Genomic DNA, 21032 nt, shown 5'->3' with positions numbered 1-21032 from the left:
GTTAAAACTGTATTATAGTCCGCCCGTCAGCCTCCCTTTTTCGTGGGTTTTGTCTCATGCGCCCCGCTGTTCGTGTCGCTGCCGCTGCCGTTGCGGTTGTGACGTGTGTCCATGCCTTTGTCTGGTTGGCACTGCGTGAGGAGGCGTCCGCCCCCGCCGTTCCCGACCGTTTCCAGAGCATGTCGTTCGCTCCCTACGGCCGCGATGCCAACCCCGACAAGGGCGAGCCCACCACCGAGCAGCAGATCCGCGCCGACGTCGAGGCGGTGGCGCCCTACACCCGCGCGGTGCGCACCTACGCCTCGACCGGCAATCTCGACCTCGTCGCCAAAATCGCCGGCGAGAAGGGGCTGAAGACGACCGTCGGCGCCTGGCTGGACGAGGACGAGGCGCGCAACGAGCGCGAGATCACCAACGCGATCGACGTCGCGAAGAAGAATTCCAACGTCGTCGGCATCGTGGTCGGCAACGAGTCGATCCTGCGCGCCGAGCGCACGCCCCAGCAACTCATCGACACCATCCGCCGGGTGAAGCGCGAGACCAACGTGCCTGTGACCACGGGCGAAACGTGGGACGTCTGGCTCGATCACCCCGAGCTGGTCTCCGCCGTCGACTACATCGCCGCCCACATGCTGCCCTATTGGGAAGGCGTGACGCCCGAGCAGGTGGTCGACCACACCATCGCCATCTATGACCGGCTGCGCGCCACCTATCCCGGCAAGCGCATCGTCATCGCCGAGTTCGGCTGGCCGAGCCAGGGCTACAACCGCGACAACGCGGTGCCCGGCGAGATCGAGCAGGCACAGATCATCCGCACTTTCGCCGCGCGCGCCGATGCGCTCGGCATCGAATACAATTTGATCGAAGCGTTCGACGCCCCGTGGAAGAGCTTCGAGGGCAGCGTCGGCCAGTACTGGGGCATTCTCGACGCCGACCGGGCGCTGAAATTCCCGCTGTCCGGGCCGATCACGCCGTCGACCTACACCGCCACCGCCGCCATCGCCCTGCTGCTGGGCATCGCCTTCTCGATCCCGGTGTTCCGCTTCGGCCGGCTGACCATGGCGCAGGCGGTGATCATGGTCGGCGCGGCCAATCTGGTCGGCGCCTGGATCGCCACCGTCGCCGATCACTGGCTGACCCATTACGTCATCGGCGGCAACATGGTGACGATGGTGGTCAGCCTCGTGCTGCTAGTGCCTCTCGTCGTCGTCATGCTCTACCGGGTGGAGGAACTCGCCACCATCGCCTTCGGCCGCGCCCCGCGCCGCCTGCTGCGCAAGATCGGCGTGACGGTGCCCTCGCGCACCCCCAAGGTCTCGATCCACATCCCGGCCTACAAGGAGCCGCCGGAGATGCTGAAGCAGACGCTCGACAGCGTCGCGCGGCTGAACTGGCCGAATTTCGAGTGCCTGGTCATTATCAACAACACGCCGGACCCGGCGTTCTGGGAGCCGATCGAGGCGCATTGCCGCGAACTCGGCGACCGCTTCAAATTCCTCAACCTGCCGAAGGTGGCGGGCTTCAAGGCCGGCGCCCTGCGCGCCGCCATGCTGGAGACCGCGCCCGATGCCGAGATCATCGGCATCATCGACGCCGACTATGTCGTCGACCCCAACTGGCTGATCGACCTCGTCCCCACCTTCGAGGACCCCACCGTCGGCATCGTGCAGGCACCGCAGGACCACCGCGACGCCAGTCGCAGCCTGCTGCACGAGGCGATGAACACCGAATATGCCGGCTTCTTCGACATCGGCATGGTCCAGCGCAACGAGCACGACGCCATCGTCGTGCACGGCACCATGTGCCTGATGCGCCGCGCCGCCATGGTCGAAGCCGGCGACTGGTCGAGCGACACCATCTGCGAGGACACCGACCTCGGCCTGTCGATCGTCGAGCGTGGCTGGAAGAGCCATTACAGCAGCGCCCGCTATGGCTGGGGCCTGCTGCCGGACGATTTCGCCTCGTTCAAGAAGCAGCGCCACCGTTGGGCCTATGGCGGCATGCAGATCATCCGCAAGCACTGGCGCCGCATGCTGCCGAACGCCGGCACCCGCCTCACCCCGGCGCAGCGCCGCGAGTTCAGCATCGGCTGGGTCAGCTGGCTCGGCTCGGAGAGCGTCGGCGCGCTGGTCGCCATCCTGTCGCTGCTCTGGGTGCCGGTGGTGCTCGGCCTAGGCATTGCGGTGCCGCAGCGCATCCTCACCATCCCGATCCTGTTCTGCTTCGGCATCTACCTGCTGCACTTCATCGCGCTCTACCGGCTGCGCGTGGCGACCACGCCTGTGCGCATGCTCGGCGCCGCCTTCGCGGCGATGGCGGTGCAGTTCACCGTCGCCAAAGCGGTCTATGACAGCTTCCGCTACAAGGACCTCGCCTTCGCCCGTACCGCCAAGGGCTCCTGGCTGGCGGACGCCGCCCGCGCCTTCCCGGCGCTGCCGGAAGCGGTGATCGGTGCCGGCCTGATGCTCGCGGCGGTGACGCTGCGCATGACCAACTGGCACGCGGTGGTGGAGGTCGACCTGTTCGCCCTCGCCCTGGCGGTCCAGAGCCTGCCCTTCCTGGCCGCCGCCGGCATTGGCTGGCTGGAGGGCTCGACGCTGAACGCCTTCGCCACCTGGAGCACCCTGCGCGCCCGCGCGCTGGCGCTGCTGCCCGGCCGCGCCGTGCCGCCGGAAGCGGCGGTGCCCGAGAAGATCGGCGGCTGACGCCCATACCGGCTTCGCGCCGCGCCGCGCACCATCATCAGCGACATGAAAAAGGCCCCGGAAGTGATTCCGGGGCCTTTGCTTCTTACACCGGCGTGTGTTTCCTATGCCGGCAGGTCCTGCTAGCCCGCCGCTTCGAACACCAGCGTCGCCCCCAGCGCCGCGGACGGGCCGACCACGACCACGCCCTCGATGTCCTCCGCCGACATGCGCGAGGCGGACACCCGCCGGCGCAGCCGGTCCATGTCGCCCACGGCGAAGCGCACGGCGGCGAGGCGCAGCCCCGGCCCGCCCGGCGCCGGCACGCCGAAGCGCTCGGTGAACAGCGTCTCGCTCATCACGTCGATGTCGCCGCGCGGGGTTTTCAGAATGTGCCAGCCATCGACGGCACGCCGGGAATCCATGCCGGCGAACGCGCTCAGGAAGGCGACATGCGCGCCCGGATCGGCAGCGGTGAACACCACGCCGACCACGCCCTCCATGCCATTCATGTGGCGCTGCAGGTCCGGCGACCAGAAATTCTCCGGAAAATGCTGGAGGCAGGTGAAGAAGCCGGCATGCGGCGAGGCCGGATCGCGGGCGAAAGCCAGCGTGAACGCCACTTTGACATCCACGCCGTCGAGCCGCTTGCCCTCGCGCTCGAACTCGAACAGGTCGAGCCCGCCAATTCCCGCCTTGTCAAATTCCAGCTTGTCGATGGCGGCGTCGCGCCCCTCCAGCACCAGCATCGACAGGCCCGGGCCGACATCGGCGAGGAAATCGCGGTTGAAGGCCCCGAAGGAAAAGTGCGTCTCCTCCTGCGGGGGAATCTTTCCCGGATCGGCTATTTCGAGCAGTTCGACAAAGAATCCGGGCGTCTGCACGATCCGGTTGTCGGTTCCCCACGGATGCCGGTTGCGGCTGCCGACGGTGAAGCCGAGCATGTCGTAGAGTTCGCCCGCCGCTTCGAGGTCGCGGACGACATGGACGACGTGATCAAGACCGCGCTCCAATGGCACCTTCTCCCCTGCTTGGCCGGCACGCTCGGCGCCCGGACCGGATTCCCCACGGCGCGCATGAGAGCACGGCGGCAGCAGGTGAATCCAGCACTCACTGCCCGCAAAGGACGAACGGCCCGCCGCGCGGGCCGTTCCCGAGCCCGCAGGGCCGCAGACGCCGGCCCGAGGGAGCAGGCGGCCCGGCATAAACCGGAGTCGACACAGATGAATCGATCTGTGCGGAATGGACCCTAACGCCCTGTCCAGACTGCCTTATCCGAGACCGCCACGCCCGCGGCCGGCGGGCCGGCTTCAGAACAGCCGGCTCTGCACCGCCGCCGCGCCGATGAAGGAGGCGAAAAGCGGGTGCGGCTCGAACGGGCGCGATTTCAGCTCGGGATGGAACTGCACGCCGACAAACCAGGGATGATCGGGATATTCGATGATCTCGGGCAGAAGCCCGTCCGGCGACAGGCCGGAGAACTTCATGCCGCAGGCCTCCAGCCGCTCGCGATAGGCCATGTTGACCTCGTAGCGGTGGCGGTGGCGCTCGGAAATCGTGGTGCTGGCATAGATCTCCGCCACCCGGCTGCCCTCGGCCAGCGCGGCCGGATAGGCGCCGAGCCGCATCGTGCCGCCGAGATCGCCGCTGATGCCGCGCCGCTCCAGCTCGTTGCCGCGCAGCCATTCGGTGAGCAGGCCGACCACCGGCTCGTCGGTCGGGCCGAATTCGGTGGAATTGGCGTTGTCGACACCGGCGAGGTTCCGCGTCGCCTCGATCACCGCCATCTGCATGCCGAAACAGATGCCGAGATAGGGCACGCGCCGCTCGCGGGCGAACTGCGCCGCGCGGATCTTGCCCTCGGCGCCGCGCTGGCCGAAACCGCCCGGCACCAGGATGCCGTGCACATGTTCGAGGAAGGGCGAGGGGTCCTCGCGCTCGAAGATCTCGCTCTCGATCCAGTCGAGATTGACCCGCATATTGTTGGCGAGCCCGCCATGGGTCAGCGCCTCGATGAGCGACTTGTAGGCGTCCTTCATCCCGGTGTACTTGCCGACGATGGCGATGGTCACCGAGCCTTCCGGGTTGCGGACACCCGCCTCGACCCGCTTCCAGCGCGTCAGGTCGGGCTCGGGCGCCGGCTCGATGCCGAAGGCGGCCAGCACCTCGGTGTCGAGCCCGGCCTCGTGATAGGCAGAGGGCACGGCATAGATGCTGTCGGCGTCGCGCGCCTCGATCACCGCGCTCTCGCGCACATTGCAGAACAGGCCGAGCTTGCGGCGTTCCTCGCGCGGAATCTCGCGGTCGGTGCGGCAGAGCAGTATGTCCGGCGCGATGCCGATGGAGCGCAGTTCCTTCACCGAATGCTGGGTCGGCTTGGTCTTGAGTTCGCCGGCCGAGGGAATGAACGGCAGCAGCGTGAGGTGGATGTAGATGCAGTGCTTGCGCGGCAGCTCGTTGCCGATCTGGCGGATCGCCTCCAGGAACGGCATCGCCTCGATGTCGCCGACCGTGCCGCCGATCTCCACCAGCACGAAATCGTAGCCCTCATTGCCGGAGAGCACGAAATCCTTGATGGCGTTGGTGACGTGCGGAATCACCTGGATGGTGGCGCCGAGATAGTCGCCGCGCCGTTCCTTGGTGAGGATGTCCTGGTAGATGCGGCCGGTGGTGATGTTGTCCTGCTTGGTCGCCGGACGCCCGGTGAAGCGCTCATAATGGCCGAGGTCGAGATCGGTCTCGGCGCCGTCATCGGTGACGAAGACCTCGCCATGCTGATACGGGCTCATCGTGCCCGGATCGACGTTCAGATAGGGGTCGAGCTTGCGCAGCCGGGTCTTGTACCCACGGGCCTGCAGCAATGCACCGAGTGCGGCGGAGGCGAGGCCCTTGCCAAGCGAGGACACGACGCCGCCGGTGATGAAAATATAGCGCGCCATGGAATTCGGTTTCTATCGGCAAAAACGCGATTCGACGAGAGCCCGTCTTGCCGAACGGGCACTCGCCTGTGGGGAAACGGCACGCCGCGCCGGAAAGGACCGGCGCGGCGCCGATATCACTGCGACTGCGGAGCCTGCGGCGCGGCGGGAGCGGCCGGCGGCGCGGGCTGGGCGGCGTTGAGCTGGTCGAGCACCGAGCCACCGGGCGCGGGAGCCGAAGGCGAGCCGGGAACCGCCGTCGGCGCGTTGAAGATCGTCGTCGGGCCACGGCCCCAGCCGGCGAGAACGGTGAGCGAGAGGCTGGTGAGGAAGAACAGCCCGGCCAGAATCGCGGTGGCGCGGGTCAGCACATTGGCCGTGCCGCGCGCGCTGAAGAAACCGCCACCGCCGCCTCCCCCGCCTCCGCCGCCAATGCCGAGCCCGCCCCCTTCGGAACGCTGAATCAGCACCACGCCGATCAGGGCCAGCACGACCATGAGATGGATGACGATGAGTACGGTTTGCATCTGACGCCTTCAAAATGCTCGTGCAGCAGCGTGCGAGTCCTCTTGCCGAACTCACCCGCCGCACTCTTTGGGCGCGTTCCTACACGATTGCGACCGGCGTTTCCAGCCGGCACGCCATGCGGATCGTCGGCAGGCCCGGCTATAGATAGGAACGGGCGATGGCGAGAAAAGCCTCGGCCTTCAGGCTGGCTCCGCCGCAGAGCGCGCCATCCACATCCGGCACGGCCAGAATCTCGCCGGCGTTCTCCGCCTTGACCGAGCCGCCATAGAGCAGGCGGATCGCCTCGCCCTCGCTGCCGAAGCGGGCATTGAGCGCGGCGCGAAGGGCTGCATGCACTTCGGCGATGTCTTCATTGGTCGGCGTCAGCCCGGTGCCAATCGCCCAGACCGGCTCATAGGCGACGATAAGGCCGGCACCGGTGGCGCCGTCGGGAACCGAACCGGCCAGTTGCCCGCGCACGATGTCGAGGGCCTGACCGGCCTCGCGCTCCGCCCGCGTCTCGCCGACGCAGACGATGGCGACCAGCCCGGCACGACGCGCCGCTTCGGCCTTGGCGCGCACCTGCGCGTCGGTCTCGCCGTGATCGCAACGGCGCTCCGAATGGCCGACGATGACCGCGCGGGCGCCGGCATCGGCCAGCATCTCCGCGGCGATGTCCCCGGTATGGGCGCCGCAGGGCTTGGCGTGGCAGTCCTGTCCACCGATGGCGACATCGCTTCCCGCCGCGGCGGCGACAAAGGCGGACAGCAGCGTCGCGGGCGGGCAGACCATCAGATCGACCTCGGCGGCCAGAGGGCCATCACAACCCTCGACGATGCGCGTGAATTCGGCGACCGATGCCTTCAGGCCGTTCATCTTCCAGTTGCCGGCAACCAGTGGACGACGCAACTTCATACCGTTCCAAGCTCCTGCACTCAAAAAACTCCGCGCAAACGCCTCATAACAGACCGGACCCGTCTCTGCAGCGGCTTTCCTTGCGTGAGCGAGGCATCAGCGCCGTTGCGGCGGCGGGAACGCCTCCCTATTATGCGCGCCTTTCGCGCCCCGGGCCGTCGCCCGCACGACGCCAGACGAGAATCATATGCTTAAGTCACTGCGCAAGAGTGCCTCCGGAATTGTCGCCAAGATCCTGATGGGTCTGCTCATCCTCAGCTTCGCGGTGTGGGGCATCGCCGACGTGTTCCGCGGCTTCGGCAGCCAGACTCTGGCGACCATCGGCGACAGCGAGATCACCATCGCCGAGTTCCGGCAGCTCTATCAGGAGCGGCTGCAGCAGATCAGCCAGCAACTCAAGCGCGGCATCTCGCCCGATCAGGCGCGCGCCTTCGGCATTCCCGACCAGATCCTGAACGAGCAGCTCGCCGAGGCGGCGCTGAACGATCAGGCGAAGTCGCTCGGCCTGGCGCTGTCCGACGAAGAGCTTGCCAAGCGGGTGCAGAGCAATCCCGCCTTCTTCGGCCCTGGCGGCAGTTTCGACCCGGTATATTTCGACCGGCTGCTGCGCTCCAATGGCTTCACCGAAGCCCGTTTCGTCGAGGCCGAGCGCGGCCTGGCGCTGCGCCAGCAGCTCATCCAGTCGCTCGGCGGCGGCATCGAGGTGCCGCAGGTACTGAAGGCCGCCCTCGCCCGCTATGAGGGCGAGGAGCGGTCGGTCAATTACGCGATGCTGACCCCCGCCTCGATCACCGCCCCGGCCGATCCGTCCGACGAGGTGCTGCGCACATTCTACGACGAGCGCAAGGTCGCCTTCCGCGCCCCGGAATTCCGCAAGATCGGCGTGATGGTGCTGACCCCCGAGGCTCTGGCGTCGAGCGTGACCGTCACCGACGCCGAGGTCGAGGCCGCCTACAACGCCAATCTTTCCACCTATGGCACCCCGGAAAAGCGCGTTGTCCAGCAGTTGGTCTTCCCCAGCGAGGACGAGGCCAAGGCCGCCGCCGAGCGCATCGCCGCCGGCACGCCCTTCGCCGACATCGTCGCCGAGCGCAAGCTGAGCCCGAAGGATGTCGACCTTGGCGACGTCTCCCGCGCCGACATCGTCGACAAACAGGTGGCCGACGCCGCCTTCTCGCTTCCGGCCGAGGGCACCAGCGGCGTGATCGCCGGCCGCTTCGGCCCGGTCATCGTGCATATCGGCGCCATCACCCCCGGCACCACCCAGCCGCTGGCGGAGGTGGCCCCGGCGATCCGCGCCGCGCTGCAGGTCAATGCCGCCCGCCGGACGATGCTCACCACCTATGACAAGGTCGAGGACGAGCGCGCCGGCGGCGCCCAGCTCGCCGAGATCGCCGGCAAGGTCGGCATCGCGCTGCAGAGCTTCGACACCAGCATCCAGGGCCAGACCCCGGACGGTGCCGCCATCGCCAGCTTCCCCGGCCGGTCCGAGGTGCTGCGCGGCGCCTTCGCCTCCGAGGTCGACGCCGAGAACGACCCGGTCCAGCTGCCGCAGTCCGGCGGCTATGTCTGGTACGAGGTGGAAGCGGTCACCCCGCCGCGCGAGCGCAGCTTCGAGGAGGCGCGCGCGCAGGTGCTCGATCGGTGGAAGCAGGACCAGACCGCCCAGGCGCTCGATGCACGGCTGGAGGAGCTCAAGGCGAAGATCGCCGCCGGCACGCCCTTCGACCAGGCGGTCACCGCGGCCGGCCTCGAACTGCGCGCCGCCAACGGCCTGCGCCGCGGCCGCACCGCCGATGGCGTGCCGGAGGACATCATGGCCGCCGTGTTCGAGACCCCCGAGGGCGGCGTCGGCAGCGCGCTGGCCGAAGGTGGCGACAGCCGCCTGCTGTTCCAGGTGCTGCGCGCCAGCGTGCCCGAGAACGGCACGACCGACGAGAAGCTCATCACCGACATGCGCCAGGGCATGGAGAACGATCTGATGACGGAATATCTCGTCGAGCTGCAGAGCCGGCTCGGTGCCCGCATCAACCGTGCCGCGCTCGACCAGATCGTCGGCACCGACGCGGTGAACTGAGGCGGAACCCACGTCATGAGCCTCACTCCCGAAGCGGACGCCTTCGCCGCGGCCTATGAGCGCGGCGAGGCGCAGGTGGTCATCACCACGCTGATCGCCGATCTCGAAACCCCGGTCTCGGCCTTCCTGAAGATCGCCGGCGAGCGGCCCAACAGCTTCCTGCTCGAATCGGTCGAGGGCGGCGCCACCCGCGGGCGCTACTCGATGATCGGCATCGAGCCGGACGTGATCTGGCGCTGCCATGGCGAGAGCGCCGAGATCAACCGCCGCGCCGGCAGCCACCCCGACAGCTTCGAGCCCTGCGCCGACAAGCCGCTGGTCGCGCTGCGGGCGCTGGTGGAGGAATCGCGCATCCACCTGCCGGAAGGTGCCCCGCCCATGGCGGCGGGCGTGTTCGGCTATCTCGGCTACGACATGGTCCGGCAGATGGAGCGGCTGCCCGCGCCCAAGCCGGACATCATCGACGTGCCGGATTCGATCTTCATCCGCCCGACCGTGATGGTAGTGTTCGACGCCGTGCGCGACGAGATCACCGTCGTCACCCCGGTGCGCCCGGTGCCCGGCGTGGCGGCGGCTGCCGCCTATGAGGCGGCGCGCGAGCGGCTGGACAAAGTGGTGGCGGCGCTGGACAGCGCCCTTCCGAGCCCACCCTCCGAGGATGTGTTCCATCAGGCGGTCGCGCCGCAGTCCAACACCGAGCCGGCGGCCTATCGCGCGATGGTGGAACGGGCGAAGGAATATATCCGCGCCGGCGACATCTTCCAGGTGGTGCTCTCGCAGCGCTTCGAGGCACCCTTCGCGCTCCCGCCGTTCTCGCTCTACCGGGCGCTGCGGCGGATCAATCCGGCGCCATTCCTGGTCTATTTCAACTTCGGCGGCTTCTCGCTGGTGTGCTCCAGCCCGGAAATCCTTGTGCGCCTGCGCGCCGGCACGGTCACCATCCGCCCCATCGCCGGCACCCGCCGGCGCGGCGCCACCCCGCATGAGGACAAGGCGCTCGAGGAGGAACTGCTCGCCGATCCGAAGGAGCGCGCCGAGCACCTCATGCTGCTCGATCTCGGCCGCAACGATGTCGGCCGGGTCGCGAAGATCGGCACCGTGCAGGTCACCGACAGTTTCTTCGTCGAGCGCTACAGCCAGGTCATGCACATCGTCTCGAATGTCGAGGGCGCGCTCGACCCGCGCCACGACGCGCTGGACGCACTCGCCGCCGGCTTCCCCGCCGGCACCGTTTCCGGGGCGCCGAAGGTACGGGCGATGGAGATCATCGACGAACTGGAGCGCGACAAGCGCGGCATCTATGCCGGCGCCATCGGCTATTTCGGCGCCGATGGCGAGATGGACACCTGCATCGTGCTGCGCACCGCCGTGGTGAAGGACGGGCGCATGTATGTGCAGGCCGGCGCCGGCATCGTCTATGACTCGGTGCCCGAGAGCGAGTTGCAGGAATGCGTCAACAAGGCCAGGGCGCTGTTCCGCGCCGGCGAGGAAGCCGTGCGCTTCGCCGCCCGGGCCGGCAGGGGGCAGTGAGGCCATGAGCGCACGGGTGCGTCACGAGCGATGGCGGGGTTGGCGATAGTACTTTTCGCCGGACGGCGCGGCTTGACCCCGCGCCGGAACACCCCCTAGACCTTTTTCAAAGGCCGGCATGCGGCCGGCGGATGGACGCACGATGATCCTGCTCATCGACAATTACGACAGCTTCACCTGGAACCTGGTCCACTATATCGGCGGGCTCGGCGCCGAGGTGGAGGTGCGCCGCAACGACACCCTCACGGTCGACGAGGCGATGGCGCTGAAGCCGGAGGCGATCGTCATCTCCCCGGGCCCCGGCACGCCGGACGATGCCGGCATCTCCTGCGCGCTGATCGAGCGGGCGGCCAGGGAGGGCGTGCCGGTATTCGGCGTCTGCCTCGGCCATCAGGCCATCGGCCAGGTGTTCGGTGGCGATGTGGTGCGCGCGCCGCTGCCGATCCATGGCAAGCTGTCCGAAATCAGCCACGGCAATGACGGCGTGTTCCATGGCATCAACGGCCCGCTCAGAGCGACGCGCTACCATTCGCTGGTGGTGCGGCGCGAGGCGCTGCCGGAGACGCTGACGGTCACCGCGCAGACCGATGACGGGCTCATCATGGGCCTGTCGCATAAAACGCTGCCCGTGCACGGGGTGCAGTTCCACCCGGAAAGCATCGCTTCCGAGCACGGCAGGACCATCCTCAAGAATTTCCTCGACCTCGCGCGCGCCTGGAATGCCGGCCCCGGCCGGAAGCGGGCGGCGTGAGCCGGGAACAAAGACAGGCGGGGACGCAGGGCGACATGGACAACCTCAAGCCCATCATCGGCAAGCTGGCGACCGGCACCGCGCTGACCCGCGCGGAAGCCGCTTCCGCCTTCGACGTGATGATGTCGGGCGAGGCCACGCCCTCGCAGATCGGCGCCATCCTGATGGCGCTCAGGGTACGCGGCGAGGCAATCGACGAGATCGCCGGCGCGGTAACCACCATGCGCGCCAAGATGCTGCGGGTGGAAGCCCCGGCCGAGGCGGTGGACGTGGTCGGCACCGGCGGCGATGCCTCCGGCTCCTACAATATCTCCACCTGCGCCTCGTTCATCGTCGCCGGCGCCGGCGTGCCGGTGGCCAAGCACGGCAACCGCGCGCTGTCCTCGAAATCCGGCGCCGCCGACGTGCTGATGGCGCTGGGCGTGAAGATCGACCTGTCGCCGGAGCAGATCGCCCATTGCATTAGCGAGGCCGGCATCGGCTTCATGTTCGCCCCCGCCCATCACCCGGCGATGAAGCATGTCGGCCCGAGCCGGGTGGAGATGGGCACGCGCACCATCTTCAACCTCATCGGCCCGCTGTCGAACCCGGCCGGCGTCACCCGGCAGATGGTCGGCGTGTTCGCCCGCACATGGGTCGAGCCGATCGCCGAGGTGCTGCGCACACTCGGCTCGGCCCATGCCTGGGTCGTGCATGGGTCCGACGGCCTCGACGAGATCACCACCACCGGCCCGACCCATGTCGCCGAGCTGAAGCACGGCGCGATCCGCAGCTTCGAGATCACCCCGGAAGCCTACGGCCTCGCCCGCGCGACGCCGGAATCGCTGAAGGGCGGCGATGGCGCCGCCAACGCGCTGGCGCTGCGCGCCGTGCTGGAGGGCGAGCCGGGCGCCTATGCCGATGTGGCGCTGATCAACGCCGCCGCCGCGCTGGTCGTCGCCGGCAGGGCGGACGATCTGGGCGCCGGGCTGGAACTCGCCCATGCCAGCCTCGACGGCGGCCACGCCGCCGCCGCGCTCGATCGGCTGGTGGCCGTCTCCACCCTCGTGGCGGCGGAATAGGAGCGCGCCATGGCCGACATTCTGGAAAAAATCGGCGCCTACAAGCGCGAGGAGATCGCCGCCGCCAAGCGCGCCCGCCCGCTCACCGAGGTGCGCGCGAGCGCCGAGGCGCAGCCGCCGGCGCGCGGCTTCCTCGCCTCCATCGAGGCGAAGATCGCCGGCGGCCGGACCGCGCTGATCGCCGAGATCAAGAAGGCCAGCCCCTCCAGGGGGCTGATCCGGCCGGATTTCGACCCGCCGGCGCTGGCGCAGGCCTATGAGGCCGGCGGCGCGGCGTGCCTCTCCGTGCTGACCGACGCTCCCTCCTTCCAGGGCGCGCCGGAATTCCTCGTCGCGGCCCGGGCCGCCTGTTCGCTCCCCGTCCTGCGCAAGGATTTCATGCACGACACCTATCAGGTGTTCGAGGCGCGAAGCTGGGGCGCCGATTGCATCCTCGTCATCATGGCCTCGGCCGACGACGCGCTGGCGCTCGACCTGGTCGAGACCGCGCACGGCCTCGGCATGGACGCGCTGGTGGAGGTGCATGACGAGGCCGAACTCGACCGCGCCCTGAAGCTGCCGGCCAAACTCGTCGGCATCAACAACCGCAATCTGCGCACCTTCGAGGTGACGCTGGAGACCTCGGAGCGCCTCGCCCCGCGCATCCCGGCGGACCGGGTCATCGTCGGCGAGAGCGGCATCTTCGCGCCCGCCGACATCGCCCGCCTCGCGCGGGTGAACATCAACTGCATCCTCGTCGGCGAAAGCCTGATGCGGCAGCTTGACGTGGCAGCAGCGACACGCAACCTGCTGGCCGCTTCCGCCCCCGCCCGAGCGGCCGGCTGAGCGATGAGCGACGAACCCCGCCTGACCCATCTCGACGCCGCCGGCGCGGCCAACATGGTGGATGTGGCGGACAAGGCGATCACCGACCGCGTGGCGGTGGCGGAGGGGCAGGTGGTGATGCGGGCGGAGACGCTCGACCTCATCGTCTCCGGCAACGCCAAGAAGGGCGATGTGATCGGCACGGCGCGGCTTGCCGGCATCATGGCGGCCAAGCGGACGCATGAGCTGATCCCGCTCTGCCATGCGCTGCTGCTGTCCAAGGTCGCGGTGGAGATCGAGCCCGCTCCCGCTTTGCCCGGCCTCCTCATCCGCGCCACCGTGCGCACCAGCGGCCAGACCGGGGTGGAGATGGAGGCGCTGACCGCCGTCTCCGTCGCCTGCCTCACCGTCTACGACATGGCCAAGGCGGTCGACCGCTTCATGCGGATCGAAAATGTCCGGCTTCTGGAAAAAAGCGGCGGCAGATCAGGCCATTGGCAGGCGGACTGAGGGAGATCCCGATGGCGTTGATGCCGGTCGAGGAGGCTCTCGCGCTCCTCCTTTCCACCGTCCAGCCCCTTGCCGGCGAAACCGTTCCGCTGGAACAGGCCGCCGGCCGCGCCCTCGCGGCTCCGGTCGTCGCCCGCCGCACCACGCCGGGCGCCGACGTCTCCGCCATGGACGGCTACGCCTTGCGGGCCACGGACGCCGCGACGGTGCCGGCAACCCTTGAACTCATTGGCGAATCCGCCGCCGGCCGCCCCTTTCCCGGCCGCGTCGAGCCCGGCACCACCGTGCGCATCTTCACCGGCGCCGTGCTGCCGGAGGGCGCCGACGCCATCGTCATCCAGGAAGACACAAGCCGCGACGGTGATGCCGTCACGATGACCGAGGCCGCGACACCCGGCCGCCACATCCGCCGTGCTGGCGGCGACTTTACGGCCGGCGAAACGCTTCTGGAGGCCGGCCGCCGCCTGCGCGCCCGTGACCTCGCCCTCATAGCCGCCGCCGATGTCGACGCGGTGAGCGTCGCCCGCCGCCCGCGCGTCGGCCTCATCTCCACCGGCGACGAGCTGGTGCGGCCCGGCGCCGGCGCCAACGCGCATCAAGTCATTGTTTCGAATATCTATTCGGTCGCCGCGCTGGCCCGCGCCGCCGGCGCCGAGGTAATCGACCTCGGCATCCTGCCCGACCGCATGGACGCGACGCAGGCCGGCGTGCGCGCCGCGCTCGACAGCGGCTTCGACGTGCTGGTGACGACCGGCGGCGCCTCGGTCGGCGATCACGACCTCATCGCGCCTGCGCTTAGCGCGGAGGGCGTCGACCTCGCCGTGCATCGCATAGCGCTACGCCCCGGCAAGCCGCTGATGTTCGGCCGCTCCGCAGCGGCCCGGACGCAGGTGCTCGGCCTTCCCGGCAATCCGGTCTCGGCGCATGTGTGCGCCCTGCTGTTCCTCGTGCCGCTGATCAAGGCGCTGCAGGGGCTGGCGGTGCCGGCGCAGCCCGAACTGGAGCCTGCCCGTCTTGCCACCGACGTGAAGGCCAACGAGCAGCGCATGGATTTCATGCGTGCCGAGATCGTCGGCCGCGCCGAGGGCCTGCCGCTGGTGCGCCCGATGCCGGTGCAGGACAGCTCCATGCTGCGCAACCTTGCCCGTGCCGATGTCCTGCTCGTGCGCCGGCCGCACGCGCCGTCGGCATCGGCCGGCGATATGTGCGAGATTCTGCGCCTCGAGGATTGACGTGATCGGCGCCGGCCTGTGTGCTCGGCCGCTGCGAGCGGAACAGGGGGCGGCTGAATGGACATCGATCTTCCCGAGGTAATGGCCGAGGTTCGCGCCGCCTTCGAGCGCTATGAACGCGCGCTGGTCGGCAATGACGTGGCCGGGCTCGATGCGCTGTTCTGGGACGACGCCCGCACCATCCGCTATGGCAGCGGCGAAAACCTTTATGGCATCGAAGCCATCCGCACCTTTCGCGCCGCGCGCTCGCCGGTCGGGCTCGAGCGCACGCTGGACGGCACGGTGATCACCACCTACGGCCGCGACATGGCGGTGGCCTCGACCCTGTTCCGCCGCGCCAATGCGCCGGGTCGCGTCGGCCGGCAGATGCAGACCTGGATACGCACGCCGGACGGCTGGAAGGTCGCCGCCGCCCATGTCAGCGTGATCGACGATCCATCTGCGCCCTGACCCCTTGGTGAAGCCGGGTACGGCGGATAATGATGCGCGACGCCGCCCGGCGCGCGGGCGGCGAGTTGGTCGCGTGTTTGCTCATGTCGGTGCTGCCTGTCCGTTTCCCGCTCGATCCGTCCGCCGCCGGCGCCCGGCGCGCGCGCGTGACACGTGCCGAGGAACTGCGCATGCACCTCGCCGACGAGATCACCCGCGGCACCCTGCCCCCTGGCACGGCGCTGGACGAGACCGCGCTGGCGGCGCGGTTCGGGGTGTCGCGCACGCCGGTGCGCGAGGCGCTGCGTGAACTCGTCGCCTCCGGACTGGTCGATGCCCGCCCGCACCGCGGCGCGGTTGTCGCCCGCCCGAGCGTGCAGCGCCTGCAGGCGATGTTCGAGGTGATGGCGGAACTCGAAGCGCTGTGCGCCGGGCTCAGCGCGCTCAACATGACGCCGCAGGAGCGGCAGAAGCTGGAGTCGCTCCATGCCGACATGGGCGAGTTGATGCGGCTTGGCGACTTCGCCGCCTATCGCGAGGCCAACGAGCAGTTCCACACCTCGATCTATGCCGGCAGCCACAATGACTATCTGATCGAGCTGACACTCGGTACGCGCCGCCGGCTCTCGCCCTTCCGCCGCGCCCAGTTCCGGGCCCTCGGCCGGCTCGCCCTGTCGCATGCCGAGCACGAGCGGGTGACGACCGCCATCGCGCGCGGCGACCGCGACGGCGCAGCCCTTGCGATGCGCCACCACATCGCCATCGTCCACGACGCCTATGAGCAATACGCCCAGACCGTGTGACGCGGCGCGCGTTTAGCGTCCCTTTACCCATTGTGGAACACAATAAGAACGGCTAGTCTTTGTTCGTGATTTGTTTCGTTCCGGCATTGGCCGGCAGACGGGGTTTTCGGGATGCTCACCCGCAAGCAGCATGAGCTGTTGCTGTTCATCAATGAACGTCTCCAGCAGGACGGCGTGCCACCCTCTTTCGAAGAGATGAAGGAGGCGCTCGACCTGCGCTCCAAGTCGGGCATTCACCGGCTGATCACGGCGCTGGAAGAGCGCGGCTTCATCCGCCGCTTGCCCAACCGGGCCCGTGCGCTGGAGGTGGTCCGCCTGCCGGAGGATACGCAGCCGCAGCGCCCGGTTCGCGCCTTCGCCCCCAATGTCATCGAGGGCAGTCTCGGCAAGGTGCGCCCGCCTTCCGATGACGGCGCGGAGCGTCGCGTGGTGTCGGTGCCGGTCATGGGCCGCATCGCCGCCGGCACGCCGATCTCCGCCATCCAGTCGCGCGATCACACCATTGGCATGCCGCCGGAAATGCTGTCGGGCGGCGAACATTACGCGCTGGAAGTGCGCGGCGATTCGATGATCGAAGCCGGCATTCTCGACGGCGATCTGGCGCTGATCCGCAAATGCGACGCCGCCAGCACCGGCGAGATCGTCGTCGCCCTCATCGACGACGAGGAGGCAACGCTCAAGCGCCTGCGCCGCAAGGGCGCCTCGGTGGCGCTGGAGGCCGCCAACCCGGCCTATGAGACCCGCATCTTCGGCCCCGATCGGGTTCGCATCCAGGGCAAGCTGGTCGGGCTGTTCCGCCGCTACTGAGCATTGTCCGGCTCCGGTGCCGCATCCGGCTCCGCCGGGGCTCCGGCCGCCTTGGACGGCGACGATGCGCCGGGGGGCTCCGCCCTCGGGGCGCTGCGAGTTCCACCGCTCTCCGGCGGCGGCTTCGGCTCCCATGGCCGCGTGCCCTGCATGGGGCGGGCGGCGGTGAGAACAACGCGCCCGTCCGGCTCCAGCGTGGCGGCCATGCCGCCGATCGCGGTGCGTGCATCGCGATGGATGACCATCGCCGCACAATGACGGGGCGGCGCGAAGGGCGTCACCAGGATCGCCGCGAGGCGGCAATCATCCTCCAGCGATTCGCGCTCGCGCGAGAGGGCGACCAGTCGCCCGTCCGGCAGCGGCAGGAGGCAGCCCAGCGGATCGCAGGCCGCGCCCTTGGTGAGGTCCGCATCACCGAACCGGGCGCGCGCTCCGTCCGCGTTCAGCCATTGCTCGACGGCAAAGCGACCGGCCACGCCCCTGTCGCGGTCGCCCATCACCGCCAGCGCACCGTCTCGCCCGCGCACCGCCACTGTTCGCGCTTCCGAATCGACCCAGATATCCGGCCGCGGCGCGGTCGCGGCGGTGGCGATGCCCGCAGCGGCGAGCACCGGGGCGAACAGGACCAGCCGGGTACGGGCGAGACACAGCACCATGAGCCCCAGGCTGATCAGCACCAGGCTCGCCGCCGGCATGGCCGGCACGCCGCGGTCGGCTCCCGGCAGTGCGGCGACCGCGGCGGAGATGTCCGACATCCGCTTCAGGCCCCAGCCCATCAGCCGCCAGGCCGGGTCGTCCCAGCCGAACGGCATCAGGACCGCCCCGGCGAGCCCCGCCGGCATGACGACGAACGACACCACCGGCATGGCGGCGAGATTGGCCACCAGGCTCAACGGCGCCAGTCGCTGGAAATGGTAGGCGGCGTAGGGGGCGGTCGCCAGCCCCGCCGCCAGCGAGGCCAGCACCAGCGCCGCGATATAGCGTCCCGGCAGGCCCAGCCAGCGGCTAAGCCGGCCGGATGGAAAGGCGACGAGACGGCCGAAGCGCTCATACGCCGCGACCAGGCCGAGGGTGGCGGCGAACGACATCTGTGCGCCGGGATCGAGCACCGCCCAAGGCGCCAGTGCCAGCAGCACCAGCGCCGCGACCGCGAGCGTCCGCAAGGTCAGCGCCGGCCGGCCGAGCACGATTCCGGCCAGCACCAGCAGCGTCATCACATAGGCGCGCTGGGTCGGCACTTCCGCGCCGGAGAGCAAGAGATAGAAGCTGGCCGAGAGCATGGCCGGCAGCGCCGCCCAGGCCTTGATCGGCCGGTAGAGCGCGAAATCGGCCAGCAGCGCCAGCAGCGCCCGGGTGAGGAAGAACACCGTGCTGGCGACCAGCGCCATGTGCAGCCCGGAAATCGACAGCACGTGCGAGAGACCGGAAACGCGCATGCTTTCCTCGATTGCCTCCGGCACCGCGTCACGCAGCCCGGTGACGAGGGCGACCGCCACGCCGCCCTCCTCGCCCGGCAGCGCCGCCCGTATGCGCGCGGCGATGGCACGGCGGGTCCGGTCGAGCCAGGTGGTCATCGCCAGGCCGAAGGGCGGCGCCACGTCCGTCGGGCTCGGCTGCGGGCGGCCGAGCGCATAGCCGGTCGCGCCGATGCCGTCGAGCCAGATCGCCCGCCCGAAGTCGAAGCCGCCGGGATAGGCCGGGCCCGGCGGCGGACCGAGCGTAGCCCGCAAGGTCACGTGGCTGCCGACCGGCGGCGGCTCCCGCCCGGCGAGGGTCACGCGCACCCGGGTCGGCTTCTCCTCGCGCGGCCGCTCTATGGCGGAGACGGCCAGCGTGATGCGGCTACCACGCGGCCGCAGTTCCGCCGCCTCGACGAAGCCGCTTACCTCGACCGCGTTGAGCGTCGTCCCGAGCACGGGATGCGCCATGCGCTGCACCTGCAGCCCGGCGATGGCGAAGCCGGCGGCGATGACGGCCAGAAGCGCCAGCAGGTGGAAGGCGACAGGCCGCCCCCGGGCCGTCAGCGCGAGGCCGGCAAAGACGATGGCGGAGCCGAGCCCGGCATAGGGCAACGGCTCGTGCGGCGCACCGAAATAAAGCGCCGCCCCGGCTGCGAAGCCGATCGGCAGGAACAGGAAGCCGCGGCGGTCGTCGAGTTCGCGCGACAGCGCGCCTGCCAGCCCCTGCCAGAGTTCCGCCAGCGCCAACGCGGACACACCAAGATTCGCCAGACGGCGGACGGGAACGCCAAGCGCAAGCGCCGCCGCCCGCGCCCGCCGGCGCGGCGCGCCGTCCCCTGGTTGCTGCTGCGGCGGCACCTGCATGTCCCCCGCGTTCCCGCCCGCGCCGCCCCCCTGGCGGCCCCCGCGCCGGGCAGCCGGAAAGCCGCGCTTTTCCCCCGTCGCACACCTATGGTACACGCACCGTCCGCGCCCGCCACGCTCGACGCCGCCCTTACGGCGCAGACGGAAGAGACATGTCCGAGACCGTCATTACCCGCTTCGCCCCCTCGCCCACCGGCTTCCTGCATATTGGCGGGGCGCGCACCGCGCTGTTCAACTGGCTCTATGCCCGGGCCAAGGGCGGCACGATGCTCCTGCGCATCGAGGACACCGACCGCCAGCGCTCGACGCCGGAGGCGATCGACGCCATCATCGATGGGTTGAAATGGCTGGGCATCGACTGGTCGGGCGACGTCATCTATCAGTTCGCGCGCGCCGAGCGGCACCGCGAGGCGGTGGAGAGGATGATCGCCGCGGGACGCGCCTATCCCTGCTACGCCTCGGCAGCCGAACTCGAGGAAATGCGCGACATCGCCCGCAAGGAAGGCCGCCCGCCACGCTATGACGGGCGCTGGCGCGACCGCGACCCGTCCGAAGCCCCCGCCGACCGCAAGCCAGTGTTTCGCCTCCGCTCGCCAACCGAGGGTGAGACGGTCATTGACGACCTCGTGCAGGGCCGCGTGGTGTTCCCGAACAAGGACCTCGACGATCTCGTGCTGCTGCGCTCGGACGGCACGCCGACCTACATGCTTTCGGTGGTGGTTGACGACCACGACATGAACGTCACCCACATCATCCGCGGCGACGATCACCTCACCAATGCCGCGCGCCAGACGCAGATCTACCATGCACTGGGCTGGGAGGTGCCGAAGATGGCGCACATCCCGCTGATCCATGGGCCGGACGGCGCCAAGCTCTCCAAGCGCCACGGCGCGCTCGGGGTGGATGCTTACCGCGCCATGGGCTACCTGCCCGCGGCCCTGCGCAACTATCTGGTACGTCTCGGCTGGAGCCATGGCGACCAGGAGTTCTTCTCCACCGAGGAGATGACGCGGCTCTTCGACCTCGACCGGATCGGCCGTTCGGCGGCACGTTTCGACTTCGCCAAGCTGGAGAGCATCAACGGCGTCTATATCCGCTCGACGCCGGACGCCGAGTTGATGGACGCGATCGACACGCTGCTCGCCCATATTCCCGGCGGCGCCGAGATCGCCGCCGCGCTCACGCCGCCTCGCCGGGCGCAGTTGCTGGCGGCCATGCCCGGGCTCAAGGAGCGTGCCAAGACTCTTATCGAACTTATTGAAAGCGCATCCTATATCTGGCGCGCGCGACCGCTTCCCTTCGAAGAGAAAGCGCAGGCTTTGCTCACCGATGACGCCCGCCGACTGCTGGCGGCGGCGGCGGTGGCGCTCGCCGCGGTGAGCGAGTGGAACGCGGCGGAGACCGAGGCCGCAGTCCGCGCCGTGGCCGAGGCGCAGGGCGTGAAACTCGGCATGCTGGCGCAGCCGCTGCGCGCCGCCGTGACCGGCAAGACCACCTCGCCCGGCATTTTCGACGTGCTCGCCGTAATCGGCCGGGACGAATCGCTGGCCCGGATCGCCGACCAGACGGGCGCCGCCACGCAGGCGTGAAGTGTGGTTCTAGCACGGGGCCAGCGCGCCGATGAAACAGTTTCGCGCCGGGCCATCGGCCGCATTGCGGCACCGATTTCGCTGCGCTTGC

17 protein-coding genes are annotated in these 21032 nt (G+C 69.3%); 12 read left to right on the top strand and 5 right to left on the bottom strand.

The window, feature by feature from the left end:
• Positions 1-179: 179 nt before the first annotated feature.
• A complete protein-coding gene (locus KHC23_RS11270; RefSeq protein ID WP_213372487.1) occupies positions 180-2705 on the top strand; it encodes a glycosyltransferase in 2526 nt (841 codons plus the stop codon).
• A gap of 122 nt (positions 2706-2827) precedes the next feature.
• On the opposite strand, the gene KHC23_RS11265 is transcribed toward KHC23_RS11270, so the two are convergent.
• From KHC23_RS11265 to tpiA, 4 genes are all read right to left on the bottom strand, one after another.
• Positions 2828-3697: a VOC family protein gene (locus KHC23_RS11265; RefSeq protein ID WP_246544508.1), complete on the bottom strand. Its 870-nt coding sequence runs from the start codon at positions 3695-3697 to the stop codon at positions 2828-2830.
• Positions 3698-3994: 297 nt separating this feature from the next.
• Positions 3995-5623 carry a CTP synthase gene (gene pyrG, locus KHC23_RS11260; RefSeq protein WP_213372483.1) on the bottom strand — a complete coding sequence of 543 codons (1629 nt, stop codon included), beginning with the start codon at positions 5621-5623 and terminating at the stop codon, positions 3995-3997.
• Positions 5624-5739: 116 nt separating this feature from the next.
• Positions 5740-6129: a preprotein translocase subunit SecG gene (gene secG / locus KHC23_RS11255; protein ID WP_213372481.1), complete on the bottom strand. Its 390-nt coding sequence runs from the start codon at positions 6127-6129 to the stop codon at positions 5740-5742.
• Positions 6130-6268: 139 nt separating this feature from the next.
• On the bottom strand, positions 6269-7024 hold the full coding sequence (tpiA, locus tag KHC23_RS11250) for a triose-phosphate isomerase (RefSeq protein WP_213372479.1): 756 nt from the start codon (positions 7022-7024) through the stop codon (positions 6269-6271).
• A gap of 187 nt (positions 7025-7211) precedes the next feature.
• Here tpiA and KHC23_RS11245 point away from each other — a divergent pair, with 187 nt between their 5' ends.
• From KHC23_RS11245 to lexA, 10 genes are all read left to right on the top strand, one after another.
• Positions 7212-9101 (top strand): peptidylprolyl isomerase, encoded by a 1890-nt coding sequence (locus tag KHC23_RS11245; protein WP_213372477.1) that lies wholly within the window; start codon positions 7212-7214, stop codon positions 9099-9101.
• Between the two features lie 15 nt (positions 9102-9116).
• Positions 9117-10631: an anthranilate synthase component I gene (trpE, locus tag KHC23_RS11240; RefSeq protein ID WP_213372475.1), complete on the top strand. Its 1515-nt coding sequence runs from the start codon at positions 9117-9119 to the stop codon at positions 10629-10631.
• 142 nt (positions 10632-10773) lie between these two features.
• Entirely contained in the window at positions 10774-11382 is a 609-nt protein-coding gene (locus tag KHC23_RS11235; RefSeq protein ID WP_213372473.1) for an anthranilate synthase component II, read from the top strand.
• Positions 11383-11417: 35 nt separating this feature from the next.
• Positions 11418-12443 carry an anthranilate phosphoribosyltransferase gene (gene trpD, locus KHC23_RS11230; RefSeq protein ID WP_213373218.1) on the top strand — a complete coding sequence of 342 codons (1026 nt, stop codon included), beginning with the start codon at positions 11418-11420 and terminating at the stop codon, positions 12441-12443.
• A 9-nt stretch (positions 12444-12452) separates the two neighbouring features.
• The gene (gene trpC / locus KHC23_RS11225) at positions 12453-13268 is read left to right on the top strand and encodes an indole-3-glycerol phosphate synthase TrpC (protein WP_213372472.1); all 816 of its coding nucleotides are present in this window, start codon (positions 12453-12455) and stop codon (positions 13266-13268) included.
• A gap of 3 nt (positions 13269-13271) precedes the next feature.
• Positions 13272-13757, top strand: a complete 486-nt coding sequence (moaC, locus tag KHC23_RS11220; protein ID WP_213372471.1) for a cyclic pyranopterin monophosphate synthase MoaC — start codon at positions 13272-13274, stop codon at positions 13755-13757.
• A gap of 11 nt (positions 13758-13768) precedes the next feature.
• A complete protein-coding gene (locus KHC23_RS11215; protein WP_213372470.1) occupies positions 13769-14989 on the top strand; it encodes a molybdopterin molybdotransferase MoeA in 1221 nt (406 codons plus the stop codon).
• 57 nt (positions 14990-15046) lie between these two features.
• On the top strand, positions 15047-15439 hold the full coding sequence (gene hpxZ / locus KHC23_RS11210) for an oxalurate catabolism protein HpxZ (protein WP_213372469.1): 393 nt from the start codon (positions 15047-15049) through the stop codon (positions 15437-15439).
• An 83-nt stretch (positions 15440-15522) separates the two neighbouring features.
• On the top strand, positions 15523-16221 hold the full coding sequence (locus KHC23_RS11205) for a GntR family transcriptional regulator (protein WP_213372468.1): 699 nt from the start codon (positions 15523-15525) through the stop codon (positions 16219-16221).
• Between the two features lie 111 nt (positions 16222-16332).
• Complete coding sequence (gene lexA / locus KHC23_RS11200; protein WP_213372467.1) at positions 16333-17028, top strand: transcriptional repressor LexA; 696 nt, start codon at positions 16333-16335, stop codon at positions 17026-17028.
• Here lexA and KHC23_RS11195 read toward each other — a convergent pair.
• Positions 17022-19244, bottom strand: a complete 2223-nt coding sequence (locus tag KHC23_RS11195) for a ComEC/Rec2 family competence protein (protein WP_271188617.1) — start codon at positions 19242-19244, stop codon at positions 17022-17024. The genes lexA and KHC23_RS11195 overlap by 7 nt on opposite strands.
• Before the next feature lie 260 nt (positions 19245-19504).
• Between KHC23_RS11195 and gltX the strand changes: the two genes are divergently transcribed.
• Positions 19505-20941 carry a glutamate--tRNA ligase gene (gltX, locus tag KHC23_RS11190; RefSeq protein ID WP_213372463.1) on the top strand — a complete coding sequence of 479 codons (1437 nt, stop codon included), beginning with the start codon at positions 19505-19507 and terminating at the stop codon, positions 20939-20941.
• Positions 20942-21032 lie beyond the last annotated feature (91 nt).

This window comes from Ancylobacter dichloromethanicus (genome assembly GCF_018390645.1).
In the GTDB taxonomy this organism is placed as follows: domain Bacteria; phylum Pseudomonadota; class Alphaproteobacteria; order Rhizobiales; family Xanthobacteraceae; genus Ancylobacter; species Ancylobacter dichloromethanicus.
Note: the sequence above shows the minus strand (reverse complement) of the source record. Positions and strands in the feature narration are given on the sequence as shown.